Annotated in this window: 10 protein-coding genes; 9 read left to right on the top strand and 1 reads right to left on the bottom strand. The window is 45.7% G+C overall.

Annotated elements, in window-relative coordinates; translation table 11 throughout:
• The first annotated feature begins 41 nt into the window (after positions 1-41).
• Positions 42-2,867: an excinuclease ABC subunit UvrA gene (gene uvrA / locus D8797_RS01350; protein WP_125378963.1), complete on the top strand. Its 2,826-nt coding sequence runs from the start codon at positions 42-44 to the stop codon at positions 2,865-2,867.
• A gap of 113 nt (positions 2,868-2,980) precedes the next feature.
• On the opposite strand, the gene D8797_RS01345 is transcribed toward uvrA, so the two are convergent.
• A complete protein-coding gene (locus D8797_RS01345; RefSeq protein ID WP_048763464.1) occupies positions 2,981-3,436 on the bottom strand; it encodes a universal stress protein in 456 nt (151 codons plus the stop codon).
• 257 nt (positions 3,437-3,693) lie between these two features.
• On the opposite strand from D8797_RS01345, the gene D8797_RS01340 reads away from it, so the two are divergent.
• The 8 genes from D8797_RS01340 (at position 3,694) to D8797_RS01305 (ending at position 12,364) form a co-directional block, all read left to right on the top strand.
• Entirely contained in the window at positions 3,694-4,908 is a 1,215-nt protein-coding gene (locus D8797_RS01340) for a pyridoxal phosphate-dependent aminotransferase (RefSeq protein ID WP_048763466.1), read from the top strand.
• A 211-nt stretch (positions 4,909-5,119) separates the two neighbouring features.
• Positions 5,120-5,908 carry a GTP-sensing pleiotropic transcriptional regulator CodY gene (gene codY, locus D8797_RS01335; protein ID WP_005591692.1) on the top strand — a complete coding sequence of 263 codons (789 nt, stop codon included), beginning with the start codon at positions 5,120-5,122 and terminating at the stop codon, positions 5,906-5,908.
• On the top strand, positions 5,908-6,465 hold the full coding sequence (locus D8797_RS01330) for a cysteine hydrolase family protein (RefSeq protein WP_125378962.1): 558 nt from the start codon (positions 5,908-5,910) through the stop codon (positions 6,463-6,465). The genes codY and D8797_RS01330 overlap by 1 nt, the downstream gene beginning before the upstream one ends.
• Before the next feature lie 311 nt (positions 6,466-6,776).
• The gene (gene aspS / locus D8797_RS01325; RefSeq protein WP_125378961.1) at positions 6,777-8,513 is read left to right on the top strand and encodes an aspartate--tRNA ligase; all 1,737 of its coding nucleotides are present in this window, start codon (positions 6,777-6,779) and stop codon (positions 8,511-8,513) included.
• A gap of 202 nt (positions 8,514-8,715) precedes the next feature.
• Positions 8,716-9,018 carry an Asp-tRNA(Asn)/Glu-tRNA(Gln) amidotransferase subunit GatC gene (gatC, locus tag D8797_RS01320; RefSeq protein ID WP_005591696.1) on the top strand — a complete coding sequence of 101 codons (303 nt, stop codon included), beginning with the start codon at positions 8,716-8,718 and terminating at the stop codon, positions 9,016-9,018.
• Positions 9,018-10,484: an Asp-tRNA(Asn)/Glu-tRNA(Gln) amidotransferase subunit GatA gene (gene gatA / locus D8797_RS01315; protein WP_062003963.1), complete on the top strand. Its 1,467-nt coding sequence runs from the start codon at positions 9,018-9,020 to the stop codon at positions 10,482-10,484. Before gatC ends, gatA begins: the two co-directional genes overlap by 1 nt.
• Positions 10,484-11,917 (top strand): Asp-tRNA(Asn)/Glu-tRNA(Gln) amidotransferase subunit GatB, encoded by a 1,434-nt coding sequence (gatB, locus tag D8797_RS01310; RefSeq protein ID WP_125378960.1) that lies wholly within the window; start codon positions 10,484-10,486, stop codon positions 11,915-11,917. The genes gatA and gatB overlap by 1 nt, the downstream gene beginning before the upstream one ends.
• 90 nt (positions 11,918-12,007) lie before the next feature.
• Positions 12,008-12,364: a hypothetical protein gene (locus D8797_RS01305; protein WP_125378959.1), complete on the top strand. Its 357-nt coding sequence runs from the start codon at positions 12,008-12,010 to the stop codon at positions 12,362-12,364.
• Positions 12,365-12,396: the final 32 nt, after the last annotated feature.

Below are 12,396 nucleotides of genomic sequence, written 5' to 3'. Positions count from 1 at the left end.
TTGCTATAATAGAAGAAGTTTAAAGGTAAAGTGTGGAAGAGATGCAAGATAAAATTGTGATTCATGGAGCGCGAGCTCATAATTTAAAAAATATTGATGTAGAAATCCCCCGAGACAAGCTGGTCGTGGTGACTGGTCTGTCTGGTTCAGGTAAGTCTAGTCTGGCTTTTGATACCCTCTATGCAGAAGGGCAGCGCCGCTATGTGGAGAGTCTGTCGGCCTATGCTCGGCAGTTTTTGGGCAATATGGAAAAACCGGATGTTGATTCGATAGATGGTCTTAGCCCGGCTATTTCCATCGACCAGAAGACGACCAGCAAAAATCCCCGCTCAACTGTGGGAACAGCCACCGAAATCAATGACTACCTACGGCTGCTCTATGCCCGTGTTGGAACGCCCTACTGTGTCAATGGACATGGAGCTATTAAGGCCTCGTCTGTTGAGCAGATTGTCGACAAGGTTTTAGAATTGCCAGAGCGTCAGCGATTACAGATTTTAGCGCCGGTCATTCGCAAGAAAAAGGGACAACATAAGACCGTTTTTGACAAGATTCAGAAAGACGGCTATGTCCGGGTGCGCGTGGATGGGGATGTCTACGATGTAACAGAAGTGCCAGAGCTTTCTAAGAGCAAGCAGCATGATATTGAAGTCGTGGTAGACAGAATTGTCATCAAGGAAGGGGTGCGCAGCCGCCTCTTTGACTCGGTTGAAGCAGCTCTGCGGATTGCTGAGGGCTATGTGGTGATTGATACCATGGACGGTCAAGAGCTGCTCTTTTCTGAGCACTATGCCTGTCCAGTCTGTGGTTTTACAGTGCCAGAGCTAGAGCCACGCCTCTTCTCTTTCAATGCGCCTTTTGGCTCTTGTCCAGATTGTGATGGTCTGGGAGTTAAGCTGGAAGTGGATCTAGATGTGGTCGTGCCAGATTCTAGCAAAACTTTGCGCGAAGGAGCGCTAGCGCCTTGGAATCCCATTTCCTCCAACTACTATCCACAGATGCTGGAGCAGGCTATGGCAGCCTTTGGCATTGATATGGACAAGCCTTTTGAGGAGCTGACGGAGGAAGAAAAACAGCTGATTTTCTTTGGCTCAGATGGACGGGAGTTCCATTTCCACTATGAAAATGAATTTGGCGGCGTGCGCGATATTGATATTCCTTTTGAGGGGGTTGTCACCAATATCAACCGTCGTTACCATGAAACCAATAGTGATTTTACTCGGACGCAGATGCAAACATATATGAATGAGCTGACTTGTGCAGCTTGTCATGGCTATCGACTCAGCCCTCAGGCCTTGTCTGTCAAGGTTGGCGGCGAAGATGGCTTGCATATCGGTGAGATTTCAGACTTGTCTATTTCAGATCATTTGCTTCAGTTGGACAAGCTTAGCTTGACTGATAATGAAGCTACGATTGCGCGCCCTATTCTCAAAGAAATTCATGACCGACTGACCTTCCTTAATAATGTTGGTCTTAATTACTTGACCCTGTCTCGCTCGGCTGGGACTCTATCAGGAGGTGAGAGCCAGCGGATTCGCTTGGCGACTCAGATCGGTTCTAACTTGAGTGGCGTCCTCTATATCCTGGACGAGCCCTCGATTGGCTTGCACCAGCGTGACAATGACCGCCTAATTGCCAGCCTCAAGAAGATGCGCGACCTGGGCAATACTTTAATCGTGGTTGAGCATGATGAGGACACCATGCGGGAGGCTGACTGGCTGATTGATGTGGGACCAGGAGCCGGTGTTTTCGGCGGTGAAATCGTCGCGGCCGGCACTCCTGCACAGGTGGCCAAGAGCAAGAAATCTATCACAGGCCAATACTTGTCAGGTAAGCGCGAGATTCCAGTACCATTGGACCGCCGTGTAGGAAATAGCCGCTTTATTGAAGTGACAGGGGCTCAGGAGAATAACTTGCAGAATATCTCAGCTAAATTCCCCTTGGGCAAATTCATCGCTGTGACAGGAGTGTCTGGATCCGGTAAGTCAACGCTGGTCAACTCTATCCTTAAAAAGGCTATTGCTCAAAAACTCAACCGCAACTCTGCTAAGCCAGGTAAGTTCAAGAAAATCAGCGGCATTGAGCATGTGGACAGACTGATTGATATTGACCAAAGTCCGATTGGCCGGACACCGCGCTCTAATCCGGCTACATATACTGGAGTATTTGACGATATTCGCGATCTGTTTGCCAAGACCAATGAAGCCAAGATTCGCGGCTACAAGAAAGGCCGTTTCAGCTTTAACGTCAAGGGCGGTCGCTGTGAGGCCTGCTCGGGTGATGGGATTATCAAGATTGAGATGCACTTCCTGCCTGATGTCTATGTGGCCTGCGAGGTCTGCCACGGCACTCGCTATAATAGTGAGACTCTGGAAGTCCACTACAAGGAGAAGAATATCGCTCAGGTTCTGGACATGACAGTCAATGATGCGGTGGAATTCTTCCAGCATATTCCGAAAATTGCCCGCAAACTCCAGACCATCAAGGATGTGGGACTAGGCTATGTGACCCTAGGGCAGCCAGCTACGACCTTGTCAGGTGGTGAAGCCCAGCGGATGAAGCTGGCCAGCGAGCTTCACAAGCGCTCAACTGGTAAGTCCTTCTATATCTTGGATGAGCCGACGACAGGGCTTCATACAGAGGACATTGCTCGTTTGCTTAAGGTTTTAGCCCGCTTCGTGGATGATGGCAATACAGTTCTCGTCATCGAGCACAATCTGGATGTTATCAAGACAGCTGACCATATCATCGACCTAGGCCCAGAAGGCGGTGTCGGTGGTGGTACGATTATTGCGACGGGTACACCAGAAGAAGTCGCGGCCAATCCAGCCAGCTATACTGGTCAGTATTTAAAAGGCAAGCTGAAATAAGATTTTTATCCTTCTAAAACACAAATCCCTCACTAGGCTAACCTAATGAGGGATTTTAACTTATAGTTATGAGGGAAGTAGGGCATAGCTATCGCAGCTGCCTACTAGATATTTTAGAATGTTTTTTCTTTGTCACGAACGACCAGTAAGTCCACTTTAGCGTGGCGGAGGATATATTCGGATGATGAGCCGACTAGGAGGCGTTCAAAGGCATTTAGACCAGTAGCCCCGACCATAATCAAATCAACCTTGTGTTCGTCAGGAATGTCAGTTGACAGGAGGGTTTTGGGATTGCCCAATTCAATGACGATATCGACGTATTTGACCCCAGCTTTTTGCGCCTTTTCCTTGTACTCTGTCATCAACTTTTGTGCTTCTTCTTGGAGATCTTCGTAGACCTCAGCGTCAAATGTTGAGACGCTTTGGAGAGCCCGGGTATCAATCACATGAGCAATTGTCAAACGAGAAGCATTTCTCAGCGCTACATTAACACCTTTTTCAAAAGCGAGTTCTGCTTCGCGAGAGCCGTCAACAGCGACCATGATATTTTCATATTTTTGTTGAGTCATAAAGCTACCTCCATCTTTTGTCGAATACTAGATTCGAGCTTCTTATATCTTCACTTATATTGTAAACCTTTTCAGAAAAAAAGTAAAGCTGCAAATGAAATTCAGAAATCAAGTGAAATTATCATGATGGACAAGTGTATTTTCCTAAGTTATAAGCCTTATTTTAGTTGAATGGAGCTTTCTTAGATTCTTCCTGATTGTCAATCTTTTTTTCTGATGGTATAATAAAATCATTCAGATGAATTGAGGAAAATAGGATGAAAGAATTTAATAAGTCCAGTAAACTGGAGCATGTAGCCTATGATATTCGTGGGCCAGTTTTGGATGAAGCGATGCGGATGCGGGCCAATGGAGAGAAAATTCTCCGCCTGAACACGGGAAATCCAGCTGAATTTGGCTTTACCGCTCCAGACGAGGTCATTCATGATTTGATTATGAATGCGCGTGATAGTGAGGGTTACTCTGATTCTAAGGGGATTTTCTCAGCCCGTAAGGCCATTATGCAGTATTGCCAGCTCAGAAATTTCCCTAATGTTGATATCGATGATATTTATCTTGGAAATGGAGTCAGCGAGCTGATTGTTATGTCTATGCAGGGACTCTTGGATGATGGAGATGAGGTCTTAGTACCAATGCCGGACTATCCGCTCTGGACGGCTGCAGTTAGTCTGGCTGGTGGGAATGCGGTTCATTATGTCTGTGATGAGCAGGCAGAATGGTATCCAGATATTGACGACATCAAGTCAAAAATCACTTCTAACACTAAGGCTATCATTATCATCAATCCTAACAATCCAACGGGAGCACTTTATCCTAAGGAACTTTTGCTAGAGATCGTGGAAATTGCTCGCCAGAACAATCTTATCATTTTTGCGGATGAGATTTATGACCGCATGGTGATGGATGGACATGTGCATACGCCTGTGGCAAGCTTGGCACCTGATGTTTTCTGTGTCAGCATGAATGGTCTGTCTAAGTCCCACCGTATCGCTGGCTTCCGAGTTGGCTGGATGGTGCTATCTGGTCCTAAACGGCATGTTAAAGGCTATATCGAAGGCCTCAATATGCTGTCCAATATGCGCTTGTGCTCTAACGTCTTGGCCCAGCAGGTTGTGCAAACATCGCTTGGAGGTCACCAGTCGGTGGATGAATTGCTTTTGCCAGGTGGCCGTATCTATGAACAAAGAAACTTCATTTACAATGCCATTCAAGATATTCCAGGTTTGTCTGCAGTAAAACCTAAGGCGGGTCTTTACATCTTCCCGAAAATTGATCGGGAAATGTACCGGATCGATGATGATGAGCAGTTTGTCTTGGATTTCCTCAAGCAGGAAAAAGTCCTTCTTGTCCATGGACGAGGCTTTAACTGGAAGGATCCAGATCATTTCCGAATCGTTTATCTGCCTCGGGTAGATGAGCTAGCTCAGATCCAAGAAAAAATGACACGCTTCCTACGCCAATACCGCAGATAAGCATAAAATACAAGTTATAAACCGTTTAAAACAAATTCGTCTTAGAATTGTTTTAAATGGTTTTTTTGATGAAGTGATTTTTTCGCTATCATTAAATTCTGAATCTTTCAGAATTGTAGCGAATTTTTTTTCAATACACAATTTTCAGATAATTATTGAAAATTTCGGTCGATTATGGTACAATCAAGGAGACTAAATACGAGGTAAATGTATGGCAAAACTATTAGAAAAAACAAGGAAGATTACTTCTATCTTGAAACGTTCAGAGGAGCAACTTCAGGAAGAACTTCCTTACAATGCGATCACTCGCCAGCTTGCTGATATTATTCATTGCAATGCCTGCATCATCAACAGCAAGGGCCGTCTTTTGGGCTATTTCATGCGCTACAAGACAAATAATGATCGTGTAGAAGCCTTTTTCCAAGACAAGACATTCCCCAAAGAATATGTCCAAGAAGCAAACATGGTGTATGAGACAGAGGCCAATCTGCCTGTAACTCACGATTTGACCATTTTCCCAGTGGAAACCAAGGATGAATTTCCAGATGGTTTGACTACTATCGCGCCGATTCATGTTTCAGGGATTCGCTTAGGCTCATTGATTATCTGGCGTAATGACAAGGAATTTTTGGATGACGATTTGATTCTGGTTGAGATTGCCAGCACAGTGGTCGGTATCCAGCTGCTTAACTTCCAGCGGGAAGAGGACGAGAAGAACATCCGTCGCCGGACAGCTGTGACCATGGCGGTTAATACCCTGTCTTACTCAGAGCTAAGAGCCGTTTCAGCTATTCTGGGCGAGCTCAATGGCAATGAAGGGCAACTGACGGCTTCTGTCATTGCTGACCGCATCGGGATTACCCGTTCAGTGATTGTCAATGCCTTGCGCAAGCTGGAAAGTGCGGGGATTATTGAAAGCCGCTCGCTGGGGATGAAGGGAACTTATCTGAAAGTCCTGATTCCAGATGTTTTTGAGGAAATTAAAAAGAGGGATTACTAATGGCAAGAGCACTGATTTCCATTGATTATACAGTTGATTTTGTTGCAGATGAGGGCAAGTTGACAGCAGGAGCGCCAGCACAGGCAATTTCTGAAGCCATTGCCCAAGTAACTAAGGCAGCTTTTGACCGAGGCGATTATATCTTCTTTGCTATTGATGCCCACGATGAGAATGATGCCTTTCATCCAGAAAGCAAGCTATTTCCGCCTCATAATATCAAAGGAACCAGTGGTCGTAATCTTTATGGTCCTTTGGCTGATTTTTATGAGAAGCATCAAGCAGACCCTCGGGTCTTTTGGATGGATAAACGTCATTATTCTGCTTTTTCTGGCACGGATTTAGATATCCGCCTGCGGGAAAGAAAGGTAGATACAGTTATTTTGACAGGAGTCTTGACGGATATTTGCGTCCTGCATACAGCGATTGATGCTTATAATCTTGGTTATCAGATTCAGGTTGTAGAAACGGCTGTGGCTTCTATTTCAGAGGAAAATCACAAATTTGCCTTAAACCACTTGCAAAATGTTCTGGGTTCGACTATAATAGATACAATTTAAGAGTAAAAGAGAAGCAGAGTAGGCTTGCTGACTTGCACAGAGAGTGCTGATAGCTGAGAGCAGCACCAAGAAAGCAAAAACCGAAGAACATGTTTCGTAATCTTTTGTGTGATTAAGCACAAACGTCGCTCACGTTACGAGCTCAGAGGCTGCCTTTTAGGGCGGCGAATAACAGTGGTACCACGGCTTTCGTCTGTTTCAGAGACGAAGGCCCTTTTCTTTTGCTGCGATTCAAGTGAAGACGATGGAAGAACGTGGTAATATCCTGAACAACAGGGCGAAGCTACAAATTGATGTGAGAGGGAAAGAATATGAAAGAAATTTTTATCGGAAACTACGGTTTAGAGCAGGTCGGACAGACCATGACCGCAACTGGCTGGGTGGCCAATATCCGCAATCACGGCAAGCTAGCCTTTATTGAATTGCGGGATCGCGAGGGCTTGCTTCAGGTCTTTGTTGGCGGTGAGATTGAAGATTTTGCTAAGCTGGAAGACATTGGCAAAGAGGATGTTATTTCAGTAACGGGGCAAGTCGTTCAGCGGGAAGAGCGCTTTGTCAATAAGTCCATCAAGTCTGGTCAGGTTGAGCTAAGGGCAGAGAAGATTGAGGTCATTGCTAGCAGCAAGGCATTGCCTTTTGAACTGGCCCAGCATGCCCATACTGGGGAAGATCTGCGTCAGAAATACCGCTACCTGGACTTGCGTCGTGAGAAGATGACACATAACCTCAAACTTCGTCATCAGGTCACCTCAACCATTCGAGAATATTTGAACGGTTTGGACTTTTTGGAAGTGGAGACACCTTATCTGACCAAGTCAACTCCTGAAGGAGCCAGAGACTTCTTGGTGCCTAGTCGGGTCTTTAAAAATCAGTTCTACGCCTTGCCACAGAGTCCACAGATGCTCAAGCAGTTGCTGATGGGAGCTGGCCTCGAGCGCTATTATCAGATTGTTCGTTGTTTCCGTGACGAAGACTTGCGGGGCGATCGTCAGCCAGAGTTTACTCAGGTAGATTTGGAGCTGAGTTTTGCAAGCGAAGAAGAAATCCGAGCTCTGGTTGAAGCTATGCTCAAGGCTGTTGTGAAGAAAACTCATGGTTTAGAGCTGACGGAAGCTTTTCCGACGATTAGCTATGAAGAGGCTATGAGCCGCTTTGGTTCTGATAAGCCGGATACGCGCTTTGGTCTGGAGCTAAAGAGTTTGACGGATTTGTGCCAGTCCAATGACTCGCTTCTTATCAAGAAAGCCTTGGACAACCAAGAGGAAGTGATGGGAATCTGTGTGCCAGATGCAGCTAGTGCTTTTAGTAAGAAACAGCTGAGTCACTACTATCAGGAAATGAAGGAATTTGGCTGCAGTCGTTTCGCCAGTCTAAAGGTTGAAGATGGCCAGTTAGTTGGAGATTTGGCTAGTACCTTTGAGGCTGAGAGTCAGGATTTACTAGCACGTTTTGAGGCCAAGGATGGAGACCTCATCCTGCTAGTTATGGCTAAGAAGCGTCGGGCTCAGGAAGCTTTGGGACATCTGCGTCTAGAAGTCGCAAAAACTTTAGATTTGATTGACCCAAGCCTGCTTCATTTCCTCTGGGTTGTGGATTGGCCGCTGCTGGAGTGGAATGAAGACCAAAACCGCTATCAAGCCATGCACCATCCTTTCACACAGGGCATCTTTGAAGATGGACAAGAGCCAGACCAATTCCGCAGCCATGCCTACGACATCGTCTTGAATGGCTATGAAATCGGCGGTGGGAGTCTACGGATTCATGATCGGAAGGCTCAGGAAGCTATGTTTGAGCTATTGGGCATGAGCCGGGAAGACTATGAGCGGGATTTTGGTTTCTTCCTAGAAGCTTTGGAGTACGGCTTCCCACCACACGGCGGCTTGGCTCTAGGCTTAGATCGCTTGGTTATGATTTTGGCTGGGGAAGAAAATATCCGCCAAGTCATCGCCTTTCCGAAAAATGGTACTGGTTTTGACCCTATGCTGGAAAGTCCGAGTTTGGTGGACCAAAGACAGCTCAAAGAACTGTATTTGGAATTGAAGAATTAGCCTGAAATATGGTAAAATGAAATGATGCGAATTCCTGAAGAAATCAGGAAGAAGTTAAAGAAAGAGGTCACAGCTACGAGAGCTTGGTGCCTCTATCTTAGCAAAACAATGCGAGTTAAATACCTCGAAAACAAAGATCTTTCTTGGATTTATCGTTTTCGGTCGGTATTCAGGCTCGCCTATCTTATGAAAGGAATCAGAGATGAAGATTACTCAAGAAGAAGTAAGTCACGTTGCAAAACTGTCAAAACTGGCTTTTTCACCAGAAGAGACAGCTGAGTTTGCGACAACCTTGTCTAAAATTGTCGACATGGTCGAATTGCTCAATGAAGTGGATACGGAGGGTGTGCCTTTCACTTCCAATGTGGCAGCTAACATCAACTATATGCGAGAAGATGTGGCTCAGCCGGGCTGGAACCGAGAAGAGCTTTTCCAAAATGTACCTGAAAAAGAGCGGGGCTACATCAAAGTGCCTGCCATCCTAGATGACGGAGGAGATGCCTAATGACTTTTAATCACAAGACCATTGAAGAGCTGCATGATTTGCTGGTCAAGAAAGAAATTTCTGCAGTAGAGTTAACTCAGGCAACTTTGGCAGACATCAAAGAACGTGAAGCTGCCGTGGACAGTTTCATCACTATCAGCGAAGAGGAAGCATTGGCTCAGGCAGCAGCTCTGGATGCCAAGGGCATTGATGCTGACAATCTCATGAGCGGAATTCCGCTAGCGGTTAAGGACAATATCTCAACTAAGGGAATCTTGACGACGGCTGCATCTAAAATGCTCTACAACTATAAGCCGATTTTCGATGCAACCAGTGTAGAAAAGCTCTATGGTAAGGATATGATTATCGTTGGGAAGACCAACATGGACGAGTTTGCCATGGGTGGATCCAGCGAAAACTCTTACTTTAAGACGACTAAGAATGCTTGGGATAGCAGCAAGGTTCCTGGCGGATCATCTGGTGGTTCAGCGACAGCTGTTGCCTCTGGTCAGGTTCGTCTATCACTAGGTTCAGATACGGGTGGTTCTATTCGCCAGCCTGCTTCCTTTAACGGTGTGGTTGGTCTCAAGCCAACCTACGGACGGGTTTCTCGTTTTGGTCTCATTGCTTTTGGTTCCTCTTTAGATCAGATTGGGCCTTTCTCTCAGACAGTTAAGGAAAATGCCCAGCTTCTGAATGTTATTTCTGGTAATGATCCTAAAGATTCTACATCATCACAAGAAGCAGTGCCAGACTTTACTAGCAAGATTGGCCAAGACATCAAGGGCATGAAGATTGCCTTGCCTAAGGAATACATGGGTGAGGGAATTGACAGCAAGGTCAAGGAAACGATTCTGGCAGCAGCCAAGCACTTGGAAAGTCTAGGAGCTATCGTTGAAGAAGTCAGCCTGCCTCACAGCAAGTACGGCGTGGCAGTCTACTATATTATTGCTTCTTCTGAAGCCAGCTCTAACCTGCAGCGTTTTGATGGCATTCGCTATGGCTATCGTGCAGAAGGCATTGAAAATCTAGAAGATGTCTATGTCAAATCTCGCAGCGAAGGCTTTGGTGAAGAGGTGAAACGCCGCATCATGCTGGGGACATTCAGCTTGTCGTCTGGTTACTACGATGCTTACTTCAAGAAAGCTGGTCAGGTTCGGACCTTGATTATGCAAGATTTTGCTAAAGTATTTGAAAAATATGATTTGATCTTAGGTCCAACTGCACCAACTGTAGCTTATGACTTGGGCAGTCAAAACCAAGATCCAGTGGCCATGTATCTGGCTGACCTTTTGACCATTCCAGTCAATCTGGCTGGTCTGCCTGGCATTTCAATCCCAGCTGGCTTTGCAGATGGTCTTCCAGTTGGCTTGCAGCTGATTGGGAACCACTTTGATGAAGCGACCATCTATCAGGCAGCCGCAGCATTTGAAGCGACGACTGACTACCACAAACAGCAGCCAGTTATCTTTGGAGGTGAAAAATAATGAACTTTGAAACAGTTATCGGACTGGAAGTCCATGTTGAATTGAAGACCAATTCAAAAATTTTCTCACCGGCTCCAGCTCACTTCGGTGAAGATCCAAATGCCAACACCAATATCATCGACTGGTCCTTCCCAGGTGTCCTGCCTGTTATGAACAAGGGTGTCATCGACTATGGAATCAAAGCTGCTCTGGCTTTGAACATGGATATTCACCAGAAAATGCACTTTGACCGCAAGAATTACTTCTATCCGGACAATCCAAAAGCCTATCAAATTTCTCAGTTTGATGAGCCGATTGGCTACAATGGCTGGATTGAGATTGAACTAGAAGATGGCACGACCAAGAAAATCCGTATCGAGCGAGCCCACTTGGAAGAAGATGCTGGAAAGAATACCCACGGCAGCGATGGCTACTCTTATGTGGACCTCAACCGCCAAGGGGTACCTCTGATTGAGATTGTGTCTGAAGCGGATATGCGCAGTCCAGAAGAAGCCTATGCCTATCTGACTGCCCTCAAGGAAATCATCCAGTACACGGGCATTTCGGATGTCAAGATGGAAGAGGGCTCCATGCGGGTTGACGCCAATATTTCTATCCGTCCTTACGGTCAGGAAGAGTTTGGTACCAAGACTGAGCTGAAAAACCTTAACTCCTTCAACTTTGTCCGCAAGGGTCTAGCCTTTGAGGAAAAACGTCAGGCTGAAATCCTACGTAGCGGTGGTCAAATCCGTCAGGAAACCCGTCGTTATGATGAAGCAACTGGCGAAACTCTGCTTATGCGGGTCAAGGAAGGTTCAGCGGACTACCGTTACTTCCCAGAGCCTGATCTGCCGATCTTTGAGATTGAAGATGCTTGGATTGAGCAAGTACGCAGCAATCTGCCAGCCTTTCCAAAAGAGCGTCGTGCCAAGTATGTGGGCGATTACGGCCTGTCTGACTACGATGCCAAGCAGCTGACCGCGACCAAGGCTGTGTCAGACTTTTTTGAAGCAGCTGTTGCGGCAGGTGGTGACGCTAAGGCTGTTTCTAATTGGCTCCAAGGAGAAGTGGCTCAATACCTCAATGCCGAAGGTAAGACCATCTCTGAGATTGAGCTGACGCCTGAGAACCTGACTGAGATGATTGCACTGATTGCAGACGGAACGATTTCCTCTAAGATTGCTAAGAAGGTCTTTGTCCATCTGGCTAAAAATGGTGGCTCTGCTAAAGAGTATGTACAGAAAGCAGGATTGATCCAAATTTCAGACCCTGCTCAACTTCTTCCTATTATCCAGCAAGTCTTTGCGGATAATGAAAAAGCCATCAATGACTATAAGGGTGGCAATAAGAATGCGGCCAAATCCTTGATTGGTCAGCTCATGAAGGCTACCAAGGGACAAGCCAACCCACAAGTAGCACAAAAACTGCTGAACGAAGAGTTGGAAAAACTTTAAAAATAAATAGAGAACCAGTCGTGAGACTGGTTTTCGCCTTTTATTTTAATGGAACTTATGGTAAAATAGATAAAAAATAAAGGAGTCCTTATGTCAGAAATTAAAGTAAAACGCGGAACAGGCTTTGTAGGGATCATTGGGAATTTTCCAATTTTAATCAATGGTCAAAAGGTTGGTACAATCCAGAATGGCGACGAAGCGTCCTTTCCTATTGAGGGAGAAGAAGCTGTTGTTCGTGTAGGAGCTGCTCCTATGAGAACCAAGCCAGTGACAGTTAAAGCAGGGCAAACCTTGCTGGTTGAAACAAATTTTACGAATTTTTCTATCTGTCTAGGAGTTTTGTTGCTCGGCCTGTTCTTTGGTGGTCTAGTGCGTGCAATTCTCTTAATTCTTTATATTGTTTTAATGTTTCTTCTGCCTTTTTACTCAGCTAGGATTGAAGAATAAACTGAAGAATTTTTGTTGATAGGCTGGGTTAA

Origin of the sequence: Streptococcus cristatus (assembly GCF_003944225.1) — a bacterium.
GTDB lineage: Bacteria > Bacillota > Bacilli > Lactobacillales > Streptococcaceae > Streptococcus > Streptococcus cristatus_K.
This window is presented reverse-complemented; position numbering and strand designations above follow the sequence as displayed.

Excerpts from the sequence above, each read along its gene's own strand:
- uvrA (WP_125378963.1), top strand. The coding sequence starts at position 42 with ATGCAAGATAAAATTGTGATTCATGGAGCGCGAGCTCATAATTTAAAA.
- D8797_RS01345 (WP_048763464.1), bottom strand. The coding sequence starts at position 3,436 with ATGACTCAACAAAAATATGAAAATATCATGGTCGCTGTTGACGGCTCT.
- D8797_RS01340 (WP_048763466.1), top strand. The coding sequence starts at position 3,694 with ATGAAAGAATTTAATAAGTCCAGTAAACTGGAGCATGTAGCCTATGAT.
- codY (WP_005591692.1), top strand. The coding sequence starts at position 5,120 with ATGGCAAAACTATTAGAAAAAACAAGGAAGATTACTTCTATCTTGAAA.
- D8797_RS01330 (WP_125378962.1), top strand. The coding sequence starts at position 5,908 with ATGGCAAGAGCACTGATTTCCATTGATTATACAGTTGATTTTGTTGCA.
- aspS (WP_125378961.1), top strand. The coding sequence starts at position 6,777 with ATGAAAGAAATTTTTATCGGAAACTACGGTTTAGAGCAGGTCGGACAG.
- gatC (WP_005591696.1), top strand. The coding sequence starts at position 8,716 with ATGAAGATTACTCAAGAAGAAGTAAGTCACGTTGCAAAACTGTCAAAA.
- gatA (WP_062003963.1), top strand. The coding sequence starts at position 9,018 with ATGACTTTTAATCACAAGACCATTGAAGAGCTGCATGATTTGCTGGTC.
- gatB (WP_125378960.1), top strand. The coding sequence starts at position 10,484 with ATGAACTTTGAAACAGTTATCGGACTGGAAGTCCATGTTGAATTGAAG.
- D8797_RS01305 (WP_125378959.1), top strand. The coding sequence starts at position 12,008 with ATGTCAGAAATTAAAGTAAAACGCGGAACAGGCTTTGTAGGGATCATT.